This is a genomic window from Rhizobium sp. R711 (genome assembly GCF_002211365.1).
Taxonomy (GTDB): domain Bacteria; phylum Pseudomonadota; class Alphaproteobacteria; order Rhizobiales; family Rhizobiaceae; genus Rhizobium.
This window is the reverse complement of the sequence record NZ_LOKZ01000004.1, coordinates 171,341-195,709: the sequence shown is the minus strand read 5'-3', so window position 1 is coordinate 195,709 and position 24,369 is coordinate 171,341. Positions and strand designations below refer to the sequence as shown.

28 protein-coding genes are annotated in these 24,369 nt (G+C 60.1%); 14 read left to right on the top strand and 14 right to left on the bottom strand.

Annotated elements, in window-relative coordinates; translation table 11 throughout:
* Positions 1 to 978: an ABC transporter substrate-binding protein gene (locus tag ATY80_RS08725; protein ID WP_088692041.1), complete on the bottom strand. Its 978-nt coding sequence runs from the start codon at positions 976 to 978 to the stop codon at positions 1 to 3.
* Positions 979 to 1,140: 162 nt separating this feature from the next.
* Between ATY80_RS08725 and ATY80_RS08720 the strand changes: the two genes are divergently transcribed.
* On the top strand, positions 1,141 to 2,199 hold the full coding sequence (locus ATY80_RS08720; protein WP_088692040.1) for an aldo/keto reductase: 1,059 nt from the start codon (positions 1,141 to 1,143) through the stop codon (positions 2,197 to 2,199).
* Between the two features lie 25 nt (positions 2,200 to 2,224).
* On the opposite strand, the gene ATY80_RS08715 is transcribed toward ATY80_RS08720, so the two are convergent.
* Positions 2,225 to 3,445 (bottom strand): PLP-dependent aminotransferase family protein, encoded by a 1,221-nt coding sequence (locus ATY80_RS08715; protein ID WP_088692039.1) that lies wholly within the window; start codon positions 3,443 to 3,445, stop codon positions 2,225 to 2,227.
* A gap of 190 nt (positions 3,446 to 3,635) precedes the next feature.
* Between ATY80_RS08715 and ATY80_RS08710 the strand changes: the two genes are divergently transcribed.
* Positions 3,636 to 4,736 carry a branched-chain amino acid aminotransferase gene (locus tag ATY80_RS08710; RefSeq protein WP_088692038.1) on the top strand — a complete coding sequence of 367 codons (1,101 nt, stop codon included), beginning with the start codon at positions 3,636 to 3,638 and terminating at the stop codon, positions 4,734 to 4,736.
* Between the two features lie 242 nt (positions 4,737 to 4,978).
* Here ATY80_RS08710 and ATY80_RS08705 read toward each other — a convergent pair whose 3' ends face one another.
* Positions 4,979 to 5,428, bottom strand: coding sequence for a YidB family protein (locus ATY80_RS08705; protein ID WP_088692037.1), 450 nt, complete (start codon positions 5,426 to 5,428; stop codon positions 4,979 to 4,981).
* 152 nt (positions 5,429 to 5,580) lie between these two features.
* Here ATY80_RS08705 and ATY80_RS08700 point away from each other — a divergent pair, with 152 nt between their 5' ends.
* Both ATY80_RS08700 and ATY80_RS08695 read left to right on the top strand, forming a co-directional pair.
* Positions 5,581 to 5,838 (top strand): GlsB/YeaQ/YmgE family stress response membrane protein, encoded by a 258-nt coding sequence (locus ATY80_RS08700; protein ID WP_088692036.1) that lies wholly within the window; start codon positions 5,581 to 5,583, stop codon positions 5,836 to 5,838.
* Between the two features lie 90 nt (positions 5,839 to 5,928).
* Complete coding sequence (locus tag ATY80_RS08695; protein WP_088692035.1) at positions 5,929 to 6,516, top strand: class I SAM-dependent methyltransferase; 588 nt, start codon at positions 5,929 to 5,931, stop codon at positions 6,514 to 6,516.
* 48 nt (positions 6,517 to 6,564) lie between these two features.
* On the opposite strand, the gene ilvC is transcribed toward ATY80_RS08695, so the two are convergent.
* From ilvC to ATY80_RS08680, 3 genes are all read right to left on the bottom strand, one after another.
* Positions 6,565 to 7,584, bottom strand: a complete 1,020-nt coding sequence (gene ilvC, locus ATY80_RS08690) for a ketol-acid reductoisomerase (RefSeq protein WP_088692034.1) — start codon at positions 7,582 to 7,584, stop codon at positions 6,565 to 6,567.
* A gap of 46 nt (positions 7,585 to 7,630) precedes the next feature.
* Positions 7,631 to 8,296 carry a TetR/AcrR family transcriptional regulator gene (locus tag ATY80_RS08685; protein WP_189637111.1) on the bottom strand — a complete coding sequence of 222 codons (666 nt, stop codon included), beginning with the start codon at positions 8,294 to 8,296 and terminating at the stop codon, positions 7,631 to 7,633.
* A 148-nt stretch (positions 8,297 to 8,444) separates the two neighbouring features.
* A complete protein-coding gene (locus tag ATY80_RS08680; protein WP_088692032.1) occupies positions 8,445 to 9,350 on the bottom strand; it encodes an AraC family transcriptional regulator in 906 nt (301 codons plus the stop codon).
* Positions 9,351 to 9,539: 189 nt separating this feature from the next.
* On the opposite strand from ATY80_RS08680, the gene ATY80_RS08675 reads away from it, so the two are divergent.
* The gene (locus ATY80_RS08675; protein WP_088692031.1) at positions 9,540 to 10,586 is read left to right on the top strand and encodes an NAD(P)-dependent alcohol dehydrogenase; all 1,047 of its coding nucleotides are present in this window, start codon (positions 9,540 to 9,542) and stop codon (positions 10,584 to 10,586) included.
* Between the two features lie 51 nt (positions 10,587 to 10,637).
* On the opposite strand, the gene ATY80_RS08670 is transcribed toward ATY80_RS08675, so the two are convergent.
* Together ATY80_RS08670 and ATY80_RS08665 are read right to left on the bottom strand one after the other, a co-directional pair.
* Positions 10,638 to 11,909 (bottom strand): NAD(P)/FAD-dependent oxidoreductase, encoded by a 1,272-nt coding sequence (locus ATY80_RS08670; protein ID WP_088692030.1) that lies wholly within the window; start codon positions 11,907 to 11,909, stop codon positions 10,638 to 10,640.
* A 129-nt stretch (positions 11,910 to 12,038) separates the two neighbouring features.
* Complete coding sequence (locus ATY80_RS08665) at positions 12,039 to 12,503, bottom strand: Lrp/AsnC family transcriptional regulator (protein WP_088692029.1); 465 nt, start codon at positions 12,501 to 12,503, stop codon at positions 12,039 to 12,041.
* Positions 12,504 to 12,663: 160 nt separating this feature from the next.
* On the opposite strand from ATY80_RS08665, the gene ATY80_RS08660 reads away from it, so the two are divergent.
* The 4 genes from ATY80_RS08660 (at position 12,664) to ATY80_RS08645 (ending at position 16,338) form a co-directional block, all read left to right on the top strand.
* Entirely contained in the window at positions 12,664 to 13,383 is a 720-nt protein-coding gene (locus ATY80_RS08660; protein ID WP_088692028.1) for an aspartate/glutamate racemase family protein, read from the top strand.
* Positions 13,384 to 13,449: 66 nt separating this feature from the next.
* Positions 13,450 to 14,367 carry a bifunctional helix-turn-helix transcriptional regulator/GNAT family N-acetyltransferase gene (locus ATY80_RS08655; protein ID WP_088692027.1) on the top strand — a complete coding sequence of 306 codons (918 nt, stop codon included), beginning with the start codon at positions 13,450 to 13,452 and terminating at the stop codon, positions 14,365 to 14,367.
* A gap of 60 nt (positions 14,368 to 14,427) precedes the next feature.
* A complete protein-coding gene (locus ATY80_RS08650) occupies positions 14,428 to 15,039 on the top strand; it encodes a TetR/AcrR family transcriptional regulator (protein ID WP_088692026.1) in 612 nt (203 codons plus the stop codon).
* 69 nt (positions 15,040 to 15,108) lie between these two features.
* Complete coding sequence (locus ATY80_RS08645) at positions 15,109 to 16,338, top strand: MFS transporter (protein WP_088692025.1); 1,230 nt, start codon at positions 15,109 to 15,111, stop codon at positions 16,336 to 16,338.
* On the opposite strand, the gene ATY80_RS08640 is transcribed toward ATY80_RS08645, so the two are convergent.
* Positions 16,324 to 16,740: a helix-turn-helix domain-containing protein gene (locus ATY80_RS08640; RefSeq protein WP_088692024.1), complete on the bottom strand. Its 417-nt coding sequence runs from the start codon at positions 16,738 to 16,740 to the stop codon at positions 16,324 to 16,326. The two genes, ATY80_RS08645 and ATY80_RS08640, sit on opposite strands and share 15 nt — an antisense overlap.
* A gap of 117 nt (positions 16,741 to 16,857) precedes the next feature.
* Between ATY80_RS08640 and ATY80_RS08635 the strand changes: the two genes are divergently transcribed.
* Positions 16,858 to 17,745, top strand: coding sequence for an SDR family oxidoreductase (locus ATY80_RS08635; protein WP_088692023.1), 888 nt, complete (start codon positions 16,858 to 16,860; stop codon positions 17,743 to 17,745).
* Between the two features lie 56 nt (positions 17,746 to 17,801).
* On the opposite strand, the gene ATY80_RS08630 is transcribed toward ATY80_RS08635, so the two are convergent.
* Positions 17,802 to 18,554, bottom strand: coding sequence for a pyridoxine 5'-phosphate synthase (locus ATY80_RS08630; protein WP_088692022.1), 753 nt, complete (start codon positions 18,552 to 18,554; stop codon positions 17,802 to 17,804).
* A gap of 425 nt (positions 18,555 to 18,979) precedes the next feature.
* On the opposite strand from ATY80_RS08630, the gene ATY80_RS08625 reads away from it, so the two are divergent.
* On the top strand, positions 18,980 to 19,666 hold the full coding sequence (locus tag ATY80_RS08625) for a MerR family transcriptional regulator (RefSeq protein ID WP_088692021.1): 687 nt from the start codon (positions 18,980 to 18,982) through the stop codon (positions 19,664 to 19,666).
* 16 nt (positions 19,667 to 19,682) lie between these two features.
* Here the strand turns inward: ATY80_RS08625 and ATY80_RS08620 are convergent, their stop codons facing one another.
* A complete protein-coding gene (locus ATY80_RS08620; RefSeq protein ID WP_088692020.1) occupies positions 19,683 to 20,810 on the bottom strand; it encodes an ATP-dependent RecD-like DNA helicase in 1,128 nt (375 codons plus the stop codon).
* Positions 20,811 to 20,958: 148 nt separating this feature from the next.
* Between ATY80_RS08620 and ATY80_RS08615 the strand changes: the two genes are divergently transcribed.
* From ATY80_RS08615 to ATY80_RS08605, 3 genes are read left to right on the top strand one after another with little or no spacing between them, the layout of a single operon-like run.
* Complete coding sequence (locus tag ATY80_RS08615) at positions 20,959 to 21,339, top strand: hypothetical protein (RefSeq protein WP_088692019.1); 381 nt, start codon at positions 20,959 to 20,961, stop codon at positions 21,337 to 21,339.
* 10 nt (positions 21,340 to 21,349) lie between these two features.
* The gene (locus ATY80_RS08610; RefSeq protein WP_088692018.1) at positions 21,350 to 21,865 is read left to right on the top strand and encodes an RNA polymerase sigma factor; all 516 of its coding nucleotides are present in this window, start codon (positions 21,350 to 21,352) and stop codon (positions 21,863 to 21,865) included.
* Positions 21,862 to 22,644, top strand: a complete 783-nt coding sequence (locus tag ATY80_RS08605; protein ID WP_088692017.1) for an anti-sigma factor — start codon at positions 21,862 to 21,864, stop codon at positions 22,642 to 22,644. Before ATY80_RS08610 ends, ATY80_RS08605 begins: the two co-directional genes overlap by 4 nt.
* A 3-nt stretch (positions 22,645 to 22,647) precedes the next feature.
* On the opposite strand, the gene ATY80_RS08600 is transcribed toward ATY80_RS08605, so the two are convergent.
* Genes ATY80_RS08600 through nthA form a run of 3 tightly spaced genes read right to left on the bottom strand, consistent with a single transcriptional unit; the run spans position 22,648 to position 24,297 of the window.
* Entirely contained in the window at positions 22,648 to 23,019 is a 372-nt protein-coding gene (locus ATY80_RS08600) for a nitrile hydratase accessory protein (protein ID WP_088692016.1), read from the bottom strand.
* Positions 23,006 to 23,665, bottom strand: coding sequence for a nitrile hydratase subunit beta (nthB, locus tag ATY80_RS08595; protein WP_088692015.1), 660 nt, complete (start codon positions 23,663 to 23,665; stop codon positions 23,006 to 23,008). Before nthB ends, ATY80_RS08600 begins: the two co-directional genes overlap by 14 nt.
* A complete protein-coding gene (gene nthA / locus ATY80_RS08590; protein ID WP_088692014.1) occupies positions 23,662 to 24,297 on the bottom strand; it encodes a nitrile hydratase subunit alpha in 636 nt (211 codons plus the stop codon). The genes nthB and nthA overlap by 4 nt, the downstream gene beginning before the upstream one ends.
* Positions 24,298 to 24,369 lie beyond the last annotated feature (72 nt).

Here is a 24,369-nt window from a genome sequence, read left to right as displayed (position 1 = left end):
TCAGTTCGAGCTGTAAATGCCGGAGAAGGTCTTGAGGTCCTGATCGGTGTTCTTCAGTGCCTGGACGGCATTGATCGGCAGCACTTTGATGCTGTCGCGTGCCGGGAAACCCTCCGGCAGCTTCATCCCGTTGCGAGCCGGGATATAGCCGAGCTTGAGGAAACCTTCCTGTCCCTTTTCAGAGAGGACGTAATCAACGAATTTCTTTGCAGCTTCGACATTCCTGGAGCTGGCGAGAATGCCGACCGGCTCCGTTACTGCGGAGACGCCTTCCGTCGGGAATACGAACTCGACCGGCGCGCCCTTGGCCTTTTCGCGGATCGGCATGTAGTCGACGATCATGCCGAATGCCTTTTCGCCCGAAGCGACCGACTTAAGGACCGCACCGTTGCCGCCGGCAGCCGTCGCGCCGTTGGCGGCGAGATCCTTGTAGAAGTCCCAGCCGAGGCCGTCGACGCCGGCCAGCGTCTGCGCGTGAATGAGGGCGGCGCCCGACGTCAGCGGGCTTGGCATGGTCATGAGACCCTTGGCTTCAGCCTTCGTCAGATCCTTCCAACTGGTCGGCTTGAACGCAGCCGATGTGTTGTAAACAATGCCGGTGGTGATCAGCTTCGTGGAATAATAGTAGCCGTCAGTATCATAAAGCGAAGCGTCGTAGCTCGCCGCTTCCGGCGACTTGTATGCAAGCAATTTGCCGGCTTCCTTCAGGCGCTCGAGCGTCACCGTGTCGGCAATCAGCAGGACGTCGGCAACGGGATTGCCGGCTTCGATTTCCGCCTGCAGCTTTGCCATGATCTTCGGCGTGCCATCACGTACCCAGTCCACCTTGATGCCGGGATTGGCGGCCATGAAGCCATCGACGGTCGCCTGCGCATCTTCGTTCGGCTGGCTCGTGTAGAGAACGAGATTGGCGGCGGATGCCGGAATTGCAAGCAAGCTCGCTGCGAGCAGCGCGGCGGCGGAAACGATCGTCTTCATGGCGGATCCTCGATGGTGGGAGAGCTGTTCCTTAGCCATCGCGGATAACATGATTGTGACAGTCGGCTTCGCGACGCTAACGTGCAATCGTGCTCTTGACCCGCCTACCCCGCCCCTATCTTCTACCACACGTTTTGACTCATGCATTTTTGGAGGACGCAAATGGAATACCGGCTTCTCGGTCGCTCCGGCCTCAAGGTTTCGACTGTGACGATGGGCACGATGACGTTCGGCGGCCAAGGCTGGGCGAAGATGGTGGGCGATCTCGGGGTCACCGAAGCGCGCAGGCTCGTCGACATCTGCCTCGACGCCGGCGTCAACCTCATCGATACGGCTGACGTCTACTCACAGGGCGTCTGCGAGGAAATCCTGGGCGAGATCATTGGCGGGCCGCGAAAGAATGGCGTGCTGATCGCGACCAAGGCCCGCTTCCCGATGGGAGAAGGACCGAACGACGTTGGTTCCTCCCGCTACCATCTCATCAATGCTTGCGAAGCCAGCCTGCGACGCATGAAGACTGACGTCATTGATCTTTACCAGCTTCACGAATGGGATGGCCAAACGCCCCTCGAAGAAACCATGGAGGCGCTAGACACGCTCGTCCGTCAGGGCAAGGTCCGCTATGTCGGCTGCTCGAATTTCTCAGGCTGGCATATCATGAAGGCCCTTGGCGTCAGCGAGAGGGAAAAGCGCGAACGCTTCGTCAGCCAGCAGATCCACTACACGCTCGAAGCGCGCGATGCCGAGTACGAGCTACTCCCGATCAGCATCGACCAGGGGCTCGGCGTGCTCGTCTGGAGCCCGCTCGCGGCCGGCCTGCTTTCCGGCAAGCATCGCCGCAACCAGGCAGCACCGGAAGGCTCGCGTCAGTTCGCAGGTTGGACCGAGCCCCCGATCCGCGACGAAAACCGTCTCTGGAATATCGTGGAAACGCTGGTGGCGATCGCCGACGACCGTGCTGTGTCGGCAGCCCAGGTGGCGCTTGCCTGGTTGATAGGCCGCAAGGCTGTCACGTCAGTCATCATCGGTGGCCGCACCGAAGCCCAGTTCAAGGACAATCTGGCAGCCGCCGAGCTGAAGCTGACCGAAGACGAGCGCAAGCGCCTCGATGCGGTCAGCCTGCCACCTGTGCTTTATCCGTATTGGCACCAGCTCAACACCGCAAAAGACCGGCTGAGTGAGGCCGATCTGGAATTGTTCGGCCCGCACTTGAATCGTTAGTTGGTTCTGAAAAGTCGGCGGCCAATCAGCCGCCGATTTCACCGGCGATCAGCGCACCAAGGCGGCTGATCCCCTCCTCGATCATCTGATCATTGGCGCAGGAGAAGCTGACGCGGAACGTGTTCTCGCCGGAGCCATCGGCGAAGAATGCCTTGCCGGGGACGAAAGCGACCTTGGCCGTTTCAAGCGACTTGGCGAGCAGCGTGGCACCATCCATGCCATCAGGCAGCGTCACCCAGATGAACATGCCGCCTTCCGGCTTGGTCCAGCTCGTACCGGCAGGCATGTACTTCTCAAGCGCAGCCAGCATGACATTCCGGCGATGACTGTAGACAGACTTGATCTTCGCGACCTGAGCATCAAAACCGCGTTCCGCGACGTGCGCAATCGCCATCTGATTGATCGTCGAGGAGTGCAGGTCGGCCGCCTGCTTCATCAGCACCAGCTTACGGATGACGGGAGCATTGGCAACGATGAAGCCGACGCGAAGACCTGGAGCCAGCGTCTTCGAGAAGCTGCCGCAATAGATCGTGCGGGTATCGTTGATGTGACCCTTCTTGGCAATTTCGGTCGCAAGGATCGGCGCGATCGGCGTCCCGTCGTAACGCAGTGACTGATAGGCTGCGTCTTCAATGACCGCGATATCGAGATCTTCTGCCAGGGCGAGGACGTTCTCTCGACCCGCCTGATCGACTGTCTCGCCAGTTGGGTTGGCAAAATCGGCCGAGAGATAGGCGAATTTCACCTTGCCGCCTACAGCCGACGCCTGCGCCTTATAGGAGTCCGGCGTGCGGTTGCCGTTCGGCGTCAGCTGGTCGTAGCTCGGCTCGTAGGCGTTGAAGGCCTGGAGGGCGCCGAGATAGGTCGGGCAGGTGACAAGTGCCGTATCATTGGGCGACAGGAAAAGCTTGCCGAGATAGTCCAAGCCCTGCTGCGAACCGGACACGACGAAGACGTTCTCAAGCTCGCACGGAATGTTGAGCGCGGCCATTTGCTTGACCAGCCATTCACGAAGCGGCTTGTAGCCTTCGCTGACCGAATACTGCAGCGCCGAGTTCACGGCTGAACTGTTGAAGATATCGGCGTAAGCCGCCTTGAATTCCTGATCGGGGAAAAGTGCCGGATCCGGAATTCCACCTGCAAAGGAAATGATGTCAGGGCGGTCAAGAAGCTTCAGGAGTTCGCGAATCTCCGATGCGCGCATACGTGAAGAACGCGTCGCGTATATGCTTTCCCAATTCAACATGGGCATTTCCTCGTAATTTTTCGTGTTTACGCGACAGAACCACGCAACAAAAGATAAGTCAACATTGCTGACCTATTTGTTTGCTACCGTGAGAATTTCAGGAAGAACCGGCCGAAATCGATCTTTTCAAGACCCACTCTGTGGCGGTAGTGTCGCCGCCACTATCCAACATGCTATGAAGGTGCCAGTAATGCCCGCGTCGTTGAACACTCCTGAAATCAAGATCGAATTCCACACGTCGCCGGTCTCGGAGGCCGATCGAACTCAGGCCCTGGAGTCGCCCGGCTTTGGAAAGGTCTTCACGGATCACATGGTTCTGGCACGGTGGACTCCCGAGCACGGCTGGCACGATGCAAAGGTTACGCCCAGACGGCCTTTGGAACTCGATCCTGCCAGCGCGGTGCTGCACTATGCTCAGGAAATCTTTGAGGGCATGAAAGCCTACAGGGCGGACGATGGTCGCATTCTGCTCTTCCGGCCTGAAGAGAACGCCCGCCGTTTTGCGCAGTCGGCGGCCAGGATGGCGATGCCCGCCGTTCCGACAGAGCTTTTCCTCAAGGCGGTCGAAGAACTTGTCCGTGTCGACAAGGAATGGATTCCATCAGGCGACGGCAGCCTCTACCTGCGCCCATTCATGTTCGCCAACGAGGCATTCCTCGGCGTCCGCCCCGCCCAGGAGTATATCTTCTGTATCATTGCCTCCCCTGTGGGCGCCTACTTCAAAGGTGGAGCGAAGGCGGTCTCCCTGTGGGTCGAGACTGAATATACCCGTGCAGCGGCCGGCGGCACCGGTGCCGCCAAATGTGGCGGAAACTACGCCGCCAGCCTCGTGGCACAGGCCGAAGCGGCGAAGAAGGACTGCGACCAGGTTGTGTTCCTTGATGCAGCGGAACATCGCTGGGTCGAAGAACTCGGCGGGATGAACGTATTCTTCGTCATGAACGACGGATCTGTCGTAACCCCGCCTCTCGGCGGCACGATCCTGCCGGGCATCACGCGCGCCTCGGTGATCGTTCTCGCCGAAGAAAGGGGCTTGCGCGTCGAGCAGCGTCCCTACTCGTTCGCGGAATGGCAGAACGATGCGGCCAGTGGCAAGCTCGTGGAAGCCTTCGCTTGCGGAACCGCAGCAGTACTCGCGGGCATCGGCCTGGTGCGGCACGCGGGCGGCGAATTCCTGATCGGAGACGGACAGACCGGCAAGCTGACTAGCGAGCTGCGTCAGGAGCTCGTTGGCCTGCAGAAGGGCGTAACGAACGATGAGCGCGGCTGGACACGTCGCATCCTGGCCTGAGGTCAACGGGGCGGCGAGCAGCCGACCACCAGTAAATTCAGAGATTTAGAAACCGGGCGGCGCCCGGTTTTTTTGGCAGGACGGGAGCAAAGGTCATGGCTTGCGCCGATAGGCGCTATGCTTCAGCCGTTGGCAAAATCAAGGAGTTTCGGGGTGGTATGGGGAAAACACTCCTTCACCCCCGCTTCCCGACGGGAAACGGGGAAGATCTTTTCCGAGACCGCAGCTCGAACGTGCCGAGCTCAGGAATGGAACAGGGCCGCGATCTGCTCTTGCGTCGGCAGCTGGCCGCGCGGCGTCAGCTTGTCGACCACTCCAGGCAGAACGGTCGACAATTGGTTCAGTAGCTCCTGCTCACTGATTCCCGCCTGACGTGCGAGATCGCTGATCGTCTTGGAGCCCAGCGCATCATTGAGACTGCCAGGTGCGATCGGCCTGTTCTGCCCAGGCTGGACCCAGGAGTCGACCGTATCGCCCTGCCCGGCTTCCGTCAGCTTGCCGAGAAGGCCGCCGAGACCCCCGAGCCCACCGAGAAGCCCGCCGTCACCGGTCTGCGGGTTGGCCTGCTGAGCGGCTGGATCCGTCTGGCTTCCTCCGCCGCCGAGGAGCTTCCCCACCAGCAACGCGCCAAGTGCGATCATGATCGGCTTCGATATATTTCCGCCTGGAACAGCGTCGTCGAAGATACCCATGCCATCCTCCTTTTCGATTTCTTCATTTCCATGAACAACAACTGTAGAATGAAAGCATAAGGTTCTCGCGAACCTTGAATTCCCCGACGAGCTATTTAGCTTAAACGGGAAGATGGTCTGAATATTCAACCAATCAAGGAGGGGAATGGCAGATGTCAGTAATCGGTTGGATTATCCTTGGACTGATCGCCGGGTTCATCGGCAGCAAGATCGTCAACAAGTCGGGCGCGGGCATGTTGATGGACATCGTCCTCGGGATCGTCGGAGCGATCGTCGGCGGCGTCATCTTCAGCTTCTTCGGCGCATCCGGCATAACGGGCTTCAATATCTACAGCCTCGTTGTCGCCGTCATCGGTGCCGTCGTCGTTCTCTGGCTGTACCACGCCGTCAGCGGGCGCCGTTCCATCTAGCTCTGTTTTTATGTCGACGGGATGAGCGCCGCCTCAAAGGCGGCGACTTTGTGCGTGTAACTCCGGCCTTGGGTCATCGGGCGAACGATCATGGCAAACGAGAGTACATCTTCATTCTACCACGACAACGCGGCCACCTATGCCGCGCGGCAACGCACGCTGCCGGTTCGACGGCTGGACGCCTTTTTGTCGCTGCTGCCGCCAGGTGCAGCCATTCTCGATCTGGGCTGCGGCGGCGGCCAGGACAGCGCCTACATGCTATCGAAGGGCTTCGACGTGACGCCATCAGATGGATCGCCGGCGATCGCGCAGCAGGCGGAAACCCTTCTGAAGCGTCCTGTCGCCGTTCTGCACTTCGAGGATTTGGATGAGGAAGAAGCCTTCGACGGAGTATGGGCCGAGGCGAGCCTCTTGCACGTCCCGCGAGCAGCCCTCCCCGATGTGCTGGAACGTATCCGCACCGCGCTGAGGCCCGGCGGCACCTTTCACGCCACCTTCAAGGCGGGCGAGGCCGAAGGGCATGACGGCTTTGGACGCTACTACAACTACCCTTCGGCGGAACTGCTCTCGGAAATGCTGAGCAACGGCGGCTGGCACAACATCGTCATCAGCGAGGGTGATGGCACGGGCTACGACGGAAAGCCGACCCGGTGGCTCGCGGTACGGACGCAAAAATAAAGGCCGGAGCTTTCGCCCCGGCCTCGTGAGCCAGCAGTTTGAAACCGCTTAGTTGACGGACTTGTCGACCAGCTTGTTCTTGCCAATCCAGGGCATCATGCCGCGCAGCTTGGCACCGACTTCTTCGATCTGGTGGCTGTCGTTCATGCGGCGGATCCCCTTGAAGCGCGAACCACCTGCCTTGTATTCCTGCATCCAGTCGGACGTGAACTTGCCGGTCTGGATGTCGTGCAGGACGCGCTTCATTTCAGCCTTGGTTTCAGCGGTGATGATGCGCGGACCGGTGACGTATTCGCCCCACTCTGCCGTGTTCGAGATCGAGTAGTTCATGTTGGCGATACCGCCTTCATAGATCAGGTCGACGATGAGCTTCACTTCGTGCAGGCACTCGAAGTAGGCCATTTCAGGCGCGTAGCCAGCCTCAACCAGCGTTTCGAAGCCGGCGCGGATTAGCTCGACGAGACCGCCGCAGAGAACGACCTGTTCGCCGAAGAGGTCGGTTTCGCACTCTTCGCGGAAGTTGGTTTCGATGATGCCCGAACGGCCGCCGCCGACGCCGCAAGCGTAGGAGAGAGCGAGTTCGAGAGCGTTGCCCGAAGCGTTCTGGTGAACGGCAACGAGGCAAGGAACGCCGCCGCCCTTCTGGTATTCGCCGCGAACCGTGTGGCCCGGGCCCTTCGGCGCGATCATGACGACGTCGAGCGAAGCCTTCGGCTCGATCAGGCCAAAGTGAACGTTGAGGCCGTGTGCGAAGGCGATTGCAGCGCCGTCACGGATGTTGCCGGCGATATCAGCCTTGTAGATGTCGGCCTGCAGCTCGTCAGGCGTCGCCATCATGATGAGGTCGCCCCACTTGGCGGCGTCGGCAACGGTCATGACCTTGAAGCCGTCGGCTTCCGCCTTCTTGATGGTTGCCGAACCGGCCTTGAGAGCGATCGCCACGTTGGCATGGCCGCTGTCCTTGAGGTTCAGGGCGTGTGCGCGACCCTGGGAACCGTAGCCGACGATGACGACGTTCTTCGACTTGATGAGGTTGAGATCTGCATCACGATCGTAATAGACGCGCATTTGAATGTCCTTCCCTTTGCTTGTCCTGTGACTGTTGTAAGTGGGATTAGCCGACCAGCGGCATCTCCACCAAAACCTTTTCCGTGCCATACAGGCGCAGGAAGGCGGAAACGGCCCTCTCCGCCTGACGCGCGGTATCCTTGAGGCCCGGCTCGCCGAGCAGCATGCGAACATGCAGATCGGAAACGATCAGGCCGTAAAGCGTGTGATATGCCTCGTCGGCATCATGGAAACGAAGCAACCCGGCGCGCTTGCCGGAATCGATCAGCCCCATGGCGCGGCGATCGATCTGGCGGCGACCCCGCTCCAGAAGCAGTTTGCCGAGCTTGGAGCCGTCGCGATGCGACTGACCGATGGCAAGACGGTTGAGCGCCAGTGAGACGTCGCCGGCGAGAACTTCCAGCAGATCCTTCGAGAAGATGACGAGGTGGTCGTGGAGGCTCGCCGAGGTCAGCCGCTCGCCATTTCGCTCGAAGGTGCGTACCTTACTCGCCTGGTAGGCGATCATGGCAGATAGCAGCCCGTCGCGGTCACCGAACCACTTGTAGAGGCTTTCCTTGGAGCAGTTCGCCGCACGGGCAACGCCCGATGTCGTCAGCGCCTTCTCGCCGCCATCGACAAGCAGCTGCAACGCTTGCTCTAGAACGGCATTTTGGCGCGGCGAAAACTCGCTGGGCTCCAAATTATCGACGGACACGGCCTCACTCCCGATAAGTACCGTACGGTACGGTTCGCAAGCTTTATGGTGCAAACCACTATGCGCGTCAAGCGGCACAAAGGGAAAATTTCATGCTGCAGGGCAGCGCCGAATCTCAATACAACTCCTGCCCCGACCAAATCCAACAACGCCGACAGGCGCCTCACGCACCATCAAGCGGTTCGCGTGCCGCCTCGACGTCTCGCACGGGCGACAGACCGTAGACCCGGCTGTATTCGCGACTGAACTGCGAAGGACTTTGATAGCCGACCCGATGCCCGGCCGTGCCGGCATCCAGCCGCTCGACTAGCATCAGACGACGTGCCTCATGCAGCCGCAGCTGCTTCTGGAACTGCACCGGCGTCATCGCCGTGATGGATTTGAAATGATGATGGAAGGACGACACGCTCATATTGACCTGCTCGGCGAGGTCCTCGATGCGCAGCGGGCGCGCGAAGTTCTGCCGCAGCCAGGCAATGGCCCGTGCGATGCGGTTGCCATGACTATCGGCGACCGCGATGTTGATAAGCCGGCCGCCATCGGGGCCTGTAAGCACGCGGTAGAGGATTTCCTGTTCGATCAGCGGCGCCATCGCAGCGATATCCTTCGGACTATCGAGCAAGCGCAAGAGCCGCACGGTCGCGTCCAGAAGCTCCGGTGTCGCGACATTAACTGCAATCCCACGGCCTCTCCCCGGCATAACCGGCCGCGGCATATCGGCCCGGCTCAGCAATTCAAGGACCTTTTCGCTGTTGATCGCAAGCGTCAGACAGATATGCGGAACCTCCGCGCTCGCCTCGACCACCCGCCAGATGACAGGCAGATCGAGCGACGTCAGAAGGTAGTCGCCGGCGCCGTAGTTGATGACATCGGTGCCGAGACGAAGGCTCTTGGCGCCCTGGATGACAATGGCGATGCAAGGTCGATAGCTGCCATGGCAAGGCGCGCTCGGCGTATGTCGGCGGCTGATCCCCAAACTCTCGATAGCAGTGCGGAATTCGCCCTCGGCGCCGGCATATCGAGCGGCGATCGAAGCGATCTCCTGATAGGGATTGAACGGCAGGGTCATGCGAAAGAAACCTTCATCTGCGGCGCCGGCGGGATGTGGACTATCTAGGATAGGTTCGAGCCCCCGAGAATAGCCCTTCCCCTCAATTTTGCAGGATCGTGCAAAAAGCTCGGAGGATCGCTCTACCGCACCGAAGACGTTCCGATGCATTTTCGGCCATCCGCCCAGCAACCCGAAAGGAAGTCCCGGATGCCTATTGCAAAAGGCTATGCCGCCACTGATGCATCTAAGCCGCTCACGCCCTTCACCTTCGAGCGTCGCGATCCCAATCCTGATGATGTCGTGATCGACATCAAGTTCGCCGGCATCTGCCATTCGGACATCCACACCGTCCGCAACGAGTGGAAGAATGCCGTTTACCCGATCGTACCGGGCCATGAAATCTCCGGCATCGTCTCGGCTGTCGGCTCGGCCGTGACCAAGTTCAAAGTCGGCGACCGCGTTGGCGTCGGCTGCTTCGTTGACAGCTGCGTCGGCTGCGCGACCCGCGACGTTGACCGCGAACAGTACATGCCCGGTCTCGTCGGCACCTACAATAGCGTGGAAGCCGACGGCAAGACGGCGACCCAAGGCGGCTATTCCGACTCGATCGTCGTCAAGGAAGGCTACGTCATGTCCATTCCGGACAACCTTCCACTCGACGCTTCGGCTCCGCTGCTCTGCGCCGGCATCACGCTCTACTCGCCGCTTCGCCACTGGAATGCCGGCCCCGGCAAGAAGGTCGCGATCGTTGGCATGGGCGGTCTCGGCCACATGGGCGTCAAGCTCGGCGCTGCCATGGGTGCTGACATTACCGTCCTCTCCCAGAGCCTTTCCAAGAAGGAAGACGGCCTGAAGCTCGGCGCCAAGGAATATTACGCAACCAGCGACGAGGAAACCTTCAAGAGGCTTGCCGGCGCTTTCGACCTGGTGATCTGCACGGTCAGCGCTGAAATCGACTGGAATGCCTATCTCGGCCTGGTCAAGGTCGACGGCGCCTTCGTCGTGGTTGGCGCTCCGGAAAACCCCATCCCGGTCGCTGCCTTCGCGCTGATCCCGGGCCGCAAGAGCATTTCCGGCTCGATGATCGGCTCGATCAAGGAAACTCAGGAAATGCTCGACTTCTGCGGCGAACACAACATCGTCTCGGAGATCGAGAAGATCAACATCCAGCAGGTCAACGAGGCCTACGAACGCGTTCTGAAGAGCGACGTGCGCTACCGCTTCGTCATCGATATCGCCTCGCTGGCGGCGTAACCAACGCAAAGGGCGGCTTCGAGCCGCTGCGCCTTCGGGCCGCCCTTTTTATTACGCGCGATTGTCGTCTCGCATTGTTTCCTTCTGGGTGATCAGCCGCGCGCTATGTTGGCCGCTGAGGTAAATCCAAAGCCAACTCCAGGCCACCGCAAAACGCGACCGTGTCCCGATCAGGAAGTAGATGTGGGCAATGCCCCATATCCACCAGGCGATCCAGCCTTTCAGCTTGATACGGCCAAAATCGATAATGGCTGCACTTTGCCCGATCGTCGCAAGGCTGCCCTGATGGCGATAGCGGAACGGTGGTGGCGCTGGTTTCCCCGCAAGGCGTGCCCGGATCACCTTCGCAGCATAGGCGCCCTGTTGTTTGGCAGCGGGCGCGATCCCCGGTACTGGTGCCCCTCCGTCCTGCGTAACGGCAGCCGTATCCCCGATGACAAAAACATCCGGATACCCCGGAGCCGTCAAATCTTTCTCGACGACAACGCGCCCGGCCCTATCAGCCACAACATCGAGCCACTTGGCGGCGGGCGACGCCTGAACACCGGCAGCCCAGACAATCGTACGGCTCGGGATAAACCCCTCGCTCGTCTCGACGCCTTCTGTCGTGCACTCCACGACGCGCTCGCCGATGTGCAGATCGACGCCGAGCTCCTGAAGTGCCTTGCTGGCATAGGCGGAAAGCTCCTCGGCAAAGGTCGGAAGCACGCACGGCCCCGCCTCGACGAGCACCACACGTGTCTTGCGCGTATCGATATTGCGGAATTCGCGCGGCAGCGTCTTGCGCGCAAGTTCGGCAATAATCCCGGCAAGTTCGACACCGGTCGGACCGGCCCCAACGATTGTGAACGTCAGGAGAGCGTCGCGGACAGCGGCATCGGTTTCCGTCTCGGCCCGCTCGAAAGCCAGCAACACACGCCGGCGGATTGTCGTCGCATCCTCCAGTGTCTTCAACCCGGGCGCGACCGGTTCCCACTCATCTCGCCCGAAATAGGCGTGGGTTGCCCCCGTGGCGAGCACGAGCGTGTCATAACGCAACGTCATTCCGCTGCGTAAAGAGACTTCCTTCATGGCGGTATCGATACCAACCACCTCGCCTAGCAGCGTCGTCACATCCGGGCGGTCGCTATAGAGGTGTCGGATGGGCCAGGCGATTTCGGAGGTGGAAAGAATTGTCGTCGCTACCTGATACAGCAGCGGTTGGAAGAGATGATGATTGCGCCGATCGACCAGGGTGATGCGTACGCCAGCTCCCTTCAGACTGTCGACCAACTGCAATCCGCCGAAGCCGCCGCCTGCAACGACAACATGGTGTTCGCTCATGACCTGCCTTTCCGTGCCATTTCGCTGTAGCGAATGTCGTTGATTGCAGGCAGCTTTCAACCGCTGTTTCAGCATAGCTCGCCTGCTTCCGGCGGTTGTCGTGCGCGTCCAATTCGACGTTGAGGTCACTCAATGTGCATAGGCAACGGGTATCGATGTTCCGCTTTTCAACAATTCCATCGATATCGACGCGGACACGTCGAAAAGTTCGATCTTGCGGACAATCTGCTTGTAGATCACATCATAGTGCTCGACGCGCGGGAGTACGATCTTCAGAATGTAGTCGTGGTTCCCGGTAAGCCGGTGCGCTTCCACGATCTCCGGAATGCTGCCGATCACCCGGCGAAACGCGTCAATCCATTCGTCGGTGTGGTGCGCGGTCTTGATCAACGCAAATACCGTCGTCGGCACTCCCATCTTCTCTCGATCAAGCACCACGATCCGCCGTGCGATATGGCCGGTTTCCTCCAGCCGCTGGATGCGGCGAGAACACGCAGAGACCGATAGCGCGACCTTTTCGGAAAGCTCCGTCACCGAAATGCCCGCATCGGCTTGCAACAATTCCAGGATTCGTCGATCGCGATCGTCCAGCATCGGCCCCCATAGATCTCGAGATACAATTTTGCACAGTATCGGACATTTGCGCAAAACTACAGCGCAATCAGAGAGTTTCATACAAACAATGCAAACCATTTGCGCGATGATCAATGCATGATTTCGCCAATAGGAAATTCCAGACGGGAGCATGACAATAATGCAGACAATCGGATTGATTGGCGGGATGAGCTTCGAAAGCTCGGCGGTCTATTATCGCTTGATCAATGAGATGGTGCGCGAGCGCCTCGGCGGACTCACTTCGGCGGACCTGCTGATGCACTCGGTCAATTTCGAGGAGATCGTCGCTATGCAAAAGGCGGGCGACTGGGGCGCCGCCGCAAACCGGCTCGGCGATGTAGGTCTGCGTCTGCAGATCGCTGGCGCGCGCTGCGTACTCATCTGCACCAACACGATGCATCTCATTGCCGACCAGGTGGCCGCGCGTATCTCCGTGCCGCTGGTCCACATTATCGACGAGACCGCGAAATCGCTGAAGGCCTCCGGTCGCAAACGACCGCTGTTGCTTGCCACGCGATACACGATGGAGCACGGCTTCTATGCTAGCCGTATGAAGAGCTTCGGCATCGACATCGTTGTTCCTGAAGCCGGCGACCGAACTGTCGTACACGACATCATCTTCAACGAGCTCTGCGCCGGCAAAGTGCTCAACAGCTCGCGTGACAAGCTTATGCAGATTATCGAACGCGAGCGCGCCAAGGGCGCCGACAGCATCATTCTCGGCTGCACGGAAATCTGCCTGATCCTCGACCCGAAGCATCTGCCCCTACCCGGTTTCGACACGACGGAGATCCACGCGAGAGCCGCTGTCGAGTTCGCACTTAGTGATGAGGCGGTCCAGGAGGTCGTCGCCGCCTGAGCGATTAAAGTAGTTGACTCAGTCCAATAAAAGCGGGACAAAATCTTCTATCAGGAGATTTTGTCCATGCCCGACTCTGGCTTGATTGACACCGCGCGCGAGTTCAATCGCTTCTACACGAACTTCCTTGGGGTCCTTAACCGCGCCTATCTCGATACCGAGTTCACGCTGACCGACGCGCGCGTCCTCTTCGAGATCGGCTCCCGCAAGGGCGTCAGCGCCGGCGCACTTGCGCGCGATCTGCAACTCGACCCTGCCTATCTCAGCAGAATCCTGAAGCGTTTCCGCGCAGACGACCTGATCGAGACGAAGGCCGATCCCGGCGATCTGCGCAGTCAAATCATCACAGTCACCACCAAGGGACACAGCCAATTCGAGGAACTTGGCCGGCGCTCCAACGCTCAGATAGCGGAACGCTTCTCAAACCTCATTGACGGCGAGCCCCAAAGCGTGGTGTCGGCAATGGCTGCCATTCGGGCGCTTCTGGATCCCGAGGCCGCGCCGCCTCCGCTGATCATTCGGGCCCATCGCCCCGGCGATATCGGCTGGATCGTCCAGAGTCAGGGCAAGGCCTATACCGAAGAATACGGCTGGGATATGCGCTTCGAGGGCCTTGTTGCTGAGGTAGCGGGCAAGTTCCTGGCGAACTTCGATCCATCGATGGAGTATTGCTGGATCGCCGAGCGTGGCGGCATCAACGTCGGCTCGATCCTTGTCACGAACGGTGGAGACGGTGTTGCGAAGCTCCGCCTGCTCTATGTCGACAAAGCGGCGCGCGGTCTTGGCCTCGGAAAAATGCTGGTCGACGAATGCATCCGCTTTGCCAGGGCAAAGAAATATCGACAGATAACGCTCTGGACGAACGATGTCCTGCACGCGGCGCGCGGCATTTACTTGAAGGCCGGCTTCCGCCTTGTCTCCGAGGAGCGACACCGGATGTTCGGGCCGGAGGAAAACGGGCAGACCTGGGTTCTTGATCTCTGATCTGCGGCATCGAAAAAGTTTCGCTTGATTTGGAAACGATCATTTCCTAATTAGGTCGCTATGACCACGGCGACCCTTTCAACCCGGACACGCGGCAGACCGCGCGAATTCGATCGCGACGTAGCGCTCGACAAGGCGCTGCAGGTGTTTTCCGAGCGTGGCTATCATGCCGCGTCAATCAGCGAACTCACCGAGGCCATGGGCCTTGCCTCGGGCAGCGTCTACAAGGCTTTCAAAGACAAGCGCGGCATATTCCTCGCAGCCTTCGACAGATATCGCACCGTGCGTCGCGGCCTGCTGGACGCACGCATGGCGAAGGTTGGAACCGGCCGTGAGAAAATCCGTGAGGTCCTGGCCCACTATGCGCTCTCGTCACATGGCGCCTCCGGCCGTTGCGGCTGCCTTGTCGTTAGCAGCGCGAACGACCTTGCACTCTTCGACGAGGAGGCAGCCGAACGTGTCGCGGCGGCCTTTATGGCCAACGAAAAACTGATCATCGACCTCCTCCGCCTCGGCCAAAGCGACGGCTCGATCGCAGCCGAGATTAACGTCGCGGCCACCGCCCGTACGCTCCTTTGCGTCACCAAGGGAATGCGCGTGGTGGGCAAAACGGGACGACGCAAGGAGGACATGGTCGCCGTCGCCGACACTGCAATGAAGCTTATTACGTGAATCGGGTTGAGATCGACCTGCCTAAACGCGCAACCTTTCAATTATCCGATAGTCCCACCGGAGCCTACTATGAGTCTTTCGACCACCACGCGGGAAACCGTCGCGCCACAGACGCTCTCGCCGTTGATGACATTTCTTTTCGCGGCCACCTGCGGGCTCGTCGCGGCCAATCTCTATTACGGCCAGCCGCTTGCAGGCCCGATTAGCGCATCCCTTGGCTTCACACCGGCGGCAACCGGCCTGATCGTCACCCTGACGCAGATCGGCTACGGGCTTGGCCTGTTGTTGATCGTTCCGCTCGGCGACCTGCTTGAAAATCGCCGACTCGTGCTGACACTCATTGCCATCTCAGCTGTCGCTTTGGTCGGCGCGGGCCTTTCGTCGACACCCGCGATGTTTCTTCTGGCCTCGCTATGCATCGGCCTTTCCTCGGTTGCCGTCCAGGTCCTTGTTCCCTTTGCTGCCCACATGGCGCCGGACGCAACGCGTGGCCGTGTCGTCGGCAATGTCATGAGCGGGCTGCTCTGTGGCATCATGCTCGCGCGGCCCTTCGCCAGTTTCGTTGCCGAGGCAACGTCCTGGCATATGGTCTACTTCCTGACTGCCGCTCTCATGATCGCGCTCGTCGTCATCCTGAGGGCCAACCTGCCGGTCCGGGTTCCCCACACGAGGCTCAGTTACGGCAAACTGCTCGCCTCGATGGCAGATCTTGCTCTTCATTCGCGTGTTCTCCAGCGACGTGCACTTTACCAGGCCGGCATGTTCGGCGCCTTCAGCCTGTTCTGGACCACAACGCCCCTACTGCTCGCGAGCCCTGAATTTGGGTTGACGCAGAACGGCATCGCACTGTTCGCGCTGGCCGGCGCAGCAGGTGCCATTGCCTCGCCAATCGCCGGACGCCTCGCCGACCGCGGGTTGACGAAAGCTGCCTCCACCCTGGCGATCCTGCTTGGAATGTCGGCCTTCCTGATCAGCCAATTCGCGACGGACGGCTCGCTGACAGCCCTCTCATTGCTGACGGTAGCGGCGATCCTGCTTGATTTCGGCGTGACGACCAATCTGGTCTGCGGTCAGCGCGCCATCTACGCGATCAGCGCCGAACATCGCGGCCGCCTGAACGGTCTCTACATGGCGACGTTCTTTACCGGCGGGGCGATCGGATCAGCGGTGGGCGGCTGGGCATACGCCAGCGGCGGTTGGACGATGACTGCGTGGATCGGCTTCTGTTTCCCGGCCCTCGCGTTCCTTCTTTTCTTGACTGAAGCCCGCGGCCGGCAGCCAATCTCAGACGCCGGCTGAATCGAACCTGAGCCGGGCGGCGCGAACCAAATCATGGTTTTCTTCCGCCCAGTTCAGTAGCAAGGCCAGGGTGCCGTAGAGGGAGTGGCCTAGATCGGTCATGCGATACTCGACACTCGGCGGCTTGGTCGGAAACACCTCCCGCTCGATATAGCCGTCGCGTTGCAAATCCCGCAGCGTCTGCGTCAGCATGCGCTGCGAGATGTCGGGGATCATCCGCCGCAGTTCGCCGAACCGATACGGACGATTAGACAGAGCCTCGAGCATCAGCGTCGACCACTTGCCACCAATCTGCTGCATCATGTCCCGCACCGGGCAATTGTTGAAATCAAGGTTGCTGAGATCGACGTCACGACGAACGCTGGAGGTCTTCTTCTTCAGGTTGACGACGGCGCCTTTCATCCCTTGGTTCCTTTTTGGTAACGTAGAGCGGAAAAACTGCCTTCTTTACAGCTCGCAGTCAATTCCTAATCTATAGTTAGTCTCTTTTTGAGACCTCAACGAACCTAAAGGAAAGACATGAGCGAGACCATTCTCATCACCGGCGCCGCCGGCCAGCTCGGCCAGCGGGTCATTCATCACCTGCTCGAGACCGAAAAGGTTCCTGCTGCAAAGATCATCGCCGCGACGCGCGATCCCGCCAAGCTCGCAGACCTCGCCGCCAAGGGTGTCGTCACCCGCAAGGCGGATTTCGATGACACCGCCTCGCTAGAATCTGCCTTCACGGGCGTCGATCGGTTGCTGATCATCAGCACCGACGCGCTTGCAGTCCCCGGTCAGAGGCTCAAGCAGCACAAGTCGGCGGTGGATGCCGCCATCAAGGCGGGCGTCAAGCACATCGCCTACACGTCGATGCCATCGCCAGACAAATCGCTGGTGACTTTCGCACCGGACCACCTCGGCACCGAAAATGCCATCAAGGCGACGGGTATCCCTTACACCATCATTCGCAATGCCTGGTACATGGACAACTATCTCCACGGCATGCCGCACAATCTCCAGTCCGGAAGCTGGTACACGGGCAGCGGCGACGGCAAGGTTTCGAACATCTCTCGCGAAGACTGCGCGCGGGCGATCGCAGCGTCCCTCGCCTCGGGCACCAAACAGAGCGCGACCTATACGCTGACGGGAGCCGAATCCCTGAGCCCCGGCCAGATCGCCGCCGTCCTGGCCGATGCGGTTGGAAAGCCGTTGAAGGCGGTCAGTGTCACGGACGAACAACTCGGCCAGGGCATGCGCGGCGCCGGCCTACCCGACTTCGTCGCAGACATGCTGGTTTCTGCCGACGCTAACATCCGCGCCGGCAACTTTGATCTGGTAACAGCCGATTACGAAACGCTGACCGGCAAGAAGCCCGAAACGCTCAAGGACTTCTTCGTCGCACACAAGACCGCTCTCATTGCCTGAGTCGGTCAAGGAAGCCCGCCTCGCACCACCGGAGCGGGCTTCCAGCTACTGGCGGTCTAAATATCTTGGCCGCACGCCCGGCAGAACCGTCGCACCGTTTCCGCCATGCCGAATTCGAGCGCGTCCGCCGTCAATCCGTGTCCAATCGATACCTCGGCGAGCTTCGGAATGCGCCTTACGAGCGGCGGCAAATTAGCCACTGTCAGATCGTGTCCCGCATTGACGCCCAAGCCGATCGCCAGCGCCGCATCCGCCGTCTTGCCGAGCGCCTCCAGGATCGGCTCCGCCCGTTCGGGCGTGTCATAGCAGCCGCCATAGGGTCCTGTATAAAGCTCGATCCGGTCAGCGCCGACCGCCTTGGCGATCGCCACAGCCTCGGCGTCGCCGTCGCCGTCGGCGAACAGTGATACGCGCGTACCCATCTTCTTCAGCCGCGCAGTGACGTCTGTCAGGAAGTCGCGGTGCTTCCGGAAGTCCCAGCCATGATCGGAGGTTGCCTGCGAGGGATCGTCCGGAACCAGCGTGACCTGTTCGGGTGCCACGCCAGCGCAGAGGTCCAGGAACTCATCGGTCGGGTAGCCCTCTATATTGAATTCGGCGTTCGGGAATTCGTCGTCGATCAGGTTACGGATGACGGGCAGGTCCGAGAAACGGATGTGCCTTTGGTCGGGCCGTGGATGAACAGTCAATCCGCTCGCTCCGGATTGCAGGGCGATCCACCCTAGCCCCTCGACACTCGGCCACGGAAGGTCACGGCGGTTGCGCAGCATCGCGATGGCATTGAGATTGACGGAAAGCGTGGTCGGCATGACAGGATTCCACTGAAGCAAAAAGATGATCGTTTCTAAGCCAATGAGTCGCTACGGGCCAACGAGATTCGTACATGAATGCATGTGAATCTGTGATGAAGCGCCTGGTTCACCCATCGGCGCGACGCCTGAAGTACAACGGTTCGATCTTCGCGCTTTAAGCGAGCAAAGCGTTTCTCCAACGTTGATTTTTCGCGAGAACCCCCATCGCCAAAGACAGCGTCCCAGCCAGATTGCGCTGCAAATTAAAAGTCACTAATTTTGATACTAACAAATTACGTCGATCACGAGTAACGTAAGCCCATGATATCGAAGCGAACGCCGCCAGGTGCTTCGATGCCCGAACCGGAAACGATAAGAGGGAACCCACTCAACCACACCCTTTTGCAATTTGCAGACGCACAATGAGCGCAATGGGAGGGACCATGGCAGAAGGTTACAAGCACGGGTTCACGCCAGACCTAGCGACAAAAACGCGACCACGGCACCGTTTCCTCCCTTCAGCGGCCCTCCCCGCCGACTTGCCCCGCGGAAGAGTAGCGATCGCCGACATGGCCAATGCCTTCGGTGTCACCCATCGAACCCTCCATTTCTACGAGGAAAAAGGGCTGATTTCGGCGAGTCGAATCGGCCTGATGCGCGTCTATGAACCGGGCGACGTCATGCGCATGGCGGTCATCAACGCTTGCCGCGAGACCGGCATGGCGGTGGCTGTGATCCAGGACCTGATGACTGACCTCGTGGAGGCCGACTCGCAGGAGGCTGCCGAGGCTTTATTTCGCGATGCGCTGGTGACCCGCAAACGCGAACTCAGCGCGGAAATGTCCACATTGCATCGGCAGATGCAGCAGGTCAGCGAGCTTCTCGATCGCGAAGCAACCGAGGATCCGCCGCTCAACGACAATCAGAGCGGATCAACCCTCACGGATCAGGAGCTACGGTGCCTGGCGCTGATGGCGGCGGGGCTTTCGACCCAACGCATTGCGCGCACGCTCGACCTTCGAGATGACGCGGCTCAATCACTTGAAGCCGGCATTATCCAGAAATTTCACGCCAACAATCGCTTTCAAGCGATAGCCAAGGCGGTCATGCTCGGTGTCGTCCAGGTCTGACGCCTAGGCAAATGGCCTAACGTACGATCGTCAGCGTCTCTGCTGCGCGCGTAATCGCGGTGTAGAGCCAGCGCTCGCGCGTATCGCGGAAGGCCCAGCTTTCGTCGAACAGAACGACATTGTTCCACTGCGAACCCTGCGCTTTATGAACCGTCAGCGCATAGCCGTAATCGAACTCGTCGTAGCGCTTGCGCGTGTTCCAAGGGATCTCGCCTTCGACATCCTCGAAAGCCTGCTTCAACAGTTTGATCTTCGCCGCGCCGCGATCCATGTCGTCGTCTTCGGGTCGGATCAACAGGTTTATACCCGGCTTCGTCGTCTCCTTGGACGACGTCATCACCTGCCAGAGCGAACCGTTGAGCAAACCCTTTGCCGGATCGTTGCGCAGGCAGACGAGTTTGTCCCCCGTTTGCGGATACTCGGCCGCAAAGCCCTTCAATTCGCGAAGGCGCTGATTGTACCGGCGTCGCGTTCGATTGGTGCCGACGAGCACCTGATCGGCATCGAGGACCAGCGACTGGTTCACTTCGTTCTTCGAAATCACCTGCGCGGCGCCGTAATCGCCATGCATGATCTCGTTGCCTTCGCGAACCTGCATGGCGAGCTTGATGATCGGATTGTCTCGCGCCTGCCGGTGAATGTCGGTCAGCAGATAGTCCGGCTCCTGATTGGTAAAATAACCGCCGCCGGAGACAGGCGGCAACTGGCCGGGATCCCCCAAAACGAGGATCGGCGTGCCGAAGCTCATTAGGTCTCTGCCGAGCGCTTCATCCACCATTGAGCATTCGTCGACGATGATCAGCGCCGCCTTCGCAACGGGGCTTTGACGGTTGATCGTGAACATCGGAGCGATGGAAGTCTTCCCCGTCTCCTCATCCTCGACTGCTTCTTCTCCGCGCGGACGATAGATCAGCGAGTGGATCGTCTTGGCATTGCTGGCACCGCGCGATCGCAACACCTGTGCCGCCTTTCCCGTAAAAGCGGCAAACAGCACATCGCCGTCCACATGCTCGGCGAAATGGCGCGCAAGCGTCGTCTTCCCCGTACCGGCATAGCCAAACAGGCGGAAAAGCGGTGTCCGCCCCTCCTTCAGCCATTGGGAAACGGCCTTTAGGGCTTCATCTTGTTGCGGAGCAAATTGCATCGTGAGCCGACTTGGCAGGATTCGCCTGACATAGGCAACCCCGAAAAATCTGGACGAACAGCGGATCGCAAGGGAATAAAACCGCCGTCGAAGGTGTCTCATGTCCGGCAACGCAATCAAGCGTGCCCAACACGTGAGGAGAGAGCCCATGAAATCCGTAAAGATCCTGATCGCCTTTGTCATTGCATCCGCCGCCGCGACGTCCGCTTTTGCGGCCCCGCCGGTCAAGGCCGTAAAATCCAGCAAGGGCGACGTTCTCGCCGGCGACAACGGCATGACTCTTTACACTTTCAAGAAGGACAAGATGGGCGTTTCCAATTGCTACGACGATTGCGCCAAGAATTGGCCGCCGCTGAAGGCCGCTAGCGGCGCGAAGCCAGAGGGGGCATACTCGATTGTCGAACGGAAGGACGGCACCAAGCAGTGGGCCAAGGACGGCATGCCGCTCTATTTCTGGGTCAAGGACAAGACGATGGGCGATATCACCGGTGACGGCGTCGGCGGCAACTGGGATCTCGTCAAGCCGTGAGCGAACCGATTTGAAGACACCAGGGCAAGATAGCTTCGAGGGCAAGATCCTGGCCCTCCTTCCTTCGTTGAGACGCTACTCTCGCAGCCTCACCCGCTCCGACGCGGATGGGGAGGATTTGCTGCAGGACTGCGTCGAGAAGGTGCTGGCTCGTCGCGGACAATGGCGGGGTTTGAATCTGCGCGGCTGGGTGCTGACGATCATGACGAACCTCTATCGCAATGGCCGCCGCCAGACGGGTCGCGCGCCGTTCGTGGAACTCGTCAGCTCTGAGGACATCGTGTCGATGGATCCGCCCCCCGATCCGCTGGAGCATTCGCGTCTGGAGGACGCGCTGAACAGCCTTTCGGAGCAAAGTCGTTCGGTGCTGATGCTGGTCGTCGTCGAAGGCTATACCTATCAGGAGGTCGCCACCGCCCTCGACATCCCGATCGGCACGGTTATGTCGCGCCTGTCACGCGCACGCCAACGGATAGGAGAGCGCATGAAGGCTGACAATGTCATTACGCTTCGGAGACCGAAATGAACGAGATCAACCAGACCGTGACCGAAGCGGATCTTCATGCCTATGCCGACGGACAGCTTCCCGAGCAGGCACGCGCGCGCATCGAGGCATGGCTCAATGACAATCCGGATGATGCCGCCAAGGTGGCGGAATGGTCCATGCAAAATGCCGAGATCCGATCGCTCTTTGCACCTTATGAAAGATCCGCGGACGGTGACGCAGCGCTTGTCACCGGCAGCAGACAACCTGCAAACTGGCCGAAGCGCCTGGCGGCGGCGGCCGTGGTCATAGTGGTTTTCGGTCTTGGCGCGGTGAGCGGCTATTACGGCTCGACGCTGTTTGAAAAGCCGGATTTGCAACTGACGGAACTCGAAACACTTCCCAACGAAGCCCGCAACGCCTTCCTGATTTACGCCGGTGAAGTCCGCCATCCCGTCGAGGTCTTTGCCGACGAGGAAGCCCATTTGGCGACCTGGCTCGGCAAGCGGCTCGCCATCCAGAACCTCCGGGTTCCGAACCTGCAGGAGCTCGCCTTCAAGCTGGTCGGGGGACGCCTGTTGCCCGTCGACGGCAGGCCGGGCGCGATGTTCATGTACGAGGATCAGGCCGGCGAACGCCTGACAGTCCTGGTCGGCCGCAACGCGAATAACGGATCGACCAGTTTCCGGTTCGCCTCGTCCGGCAATGTCGAAACCTTCTATTGGATCGACGGCGAACTCGGCTACGCAGTGACCGGCGAGGTCTCACGCGATGTACTGAGAAAAGTGGCGGAGGAATGCTACAGGCAGTTTCCGTCCTGAGTGTCAGCGCAGCGGATCGTTGGCAAGCTCGATTGGCTTACCGTGCGGCGTCGCCTCTGCCGCCCGCTGCCAGCTTTTCTGCAGATCGAGGATGATGTCGGCATCAGCGACGCCATGTTTGACGAGAATCGCCGAAAGGGCCGCCACCCAGCAATCGAAATAGTCACCGCCGTCTTCGGCGCGGCCGGGCTCGTGCAACTCCCGAGACAGGGTCTCCGCCCATTCGCTCCAGGTGAACAGGCCTCGCTCGTGCAGGTGCACGGTCATGGCGAAGGCTTCCGCAGCCCAAGGCTCCGGAAAAACCGGCTCGCCATCGGACGACTTCGGCAGTTGCGGCGATTGCGCGAGCGGTGAACGCGTCTCACACTGACTCAAGATAGCTCTCCCACGCATCGATCGAAACGCTGAGCGTCGGGTCCGCACCCTCGCCCCAGATCTCGCTGCCATCGAACACGACCGTATAGACCCATTGCGGATTTTCGCCCTTTCCATGCGCATTGTCGTCAGGAAAGACGAAGGAGCCCTGAACGGCCTCGACGACGCCGGCTTTTGAACGAGCGTAGCGGGGCAGCCGCGTGTGTGTCGTCGGATTGAAATTTATGGTTCGAACCCTGTCCCCGGCTGCAAAGCGGGGTGGCGTCGCGACAGGTCGGTCGCAAGGACCGCCCTTGGCGAGCACACCCGCCACCATGTCGGCCTTCAGGACACGCTTGGGCGCAGCTCCGTCCGTTTGCTTGTGGCCGGCATCGATCTCGTCAGCTGTCACGAAGCCGTGGCGCTGCAGGAGGACCTCCAGCGCCCGCGTCCAGATCTCATAATAGCTCGCGCCAAGATAATTCGCCGGCGGAATGTTCTCGCGCGCATGCCGGCTCTCATCGATATTCCAGGCGCCAAGCGCACCGCTGGAAAGCGTAAGACCGAGCGCACGCTTCTCCCACTCCGCATGGAAATACGGCTCGTCCTTTTCGGGCGCGACGGGGCCAAACCCCATCAGACCGCCAAGATCGTGCGGACCGTTCATGACGCATCTCCCGGCACAGTCGCAACACCCGTTCCGATCATCGCGTCACGGCTGACGAGATCGGCAAGCTGGTCCTCGCTCCACCCATCTGTGCCTTCCGGCCGCTCAGGAATGACGAGATATCGCAGTTCTGCCGTCGAATCCCAGACGCGGATCTTCTTGCCGTCAGGCAGTGTCACGCCGAACTCGGCCAGCACGCCGCGCGGGTCGATAACCGCCCGCGAGCGATAGGCCGGTGCCTTGTACCAGACCGGCGGCAGGCCGAGCACCGACCAGGGGTAACAGGAGCAAAGAGTGCAGACGACGAGATTGTGCGTATCCTCAGTGTTGAACACAGCGCGCATGTGTTCCCCCTGACGGCCCGTATAGCCGAGGCTCGCGATCGCAGCCGTCGCATCGCGCCGCAGCCAGTCCGCAAAAGTGGGATCGCTCCAGGCTCTGGCGACGACGCGCGCGCCATTGCGCGGACCGACCTTGGTCTCGTAGGTCTCCACGATCGCGTCGATCGCCGCCGGATCGATCAGCCCCTTCTCCGTCAGGACCGTCTCCAGCGCCCTCACTCGCGCCTGCATGTCGGTGTAGTGGTTATCGTGATCATGGTCATGGTCATGCTGGTGATCGTCGTGGTGCACGAAATAATCTCCGCCAATCTGCGGGTATCTTTAGGCTCTCGCGCGTGTCACGCCAAGACCTCTTCCAGATGC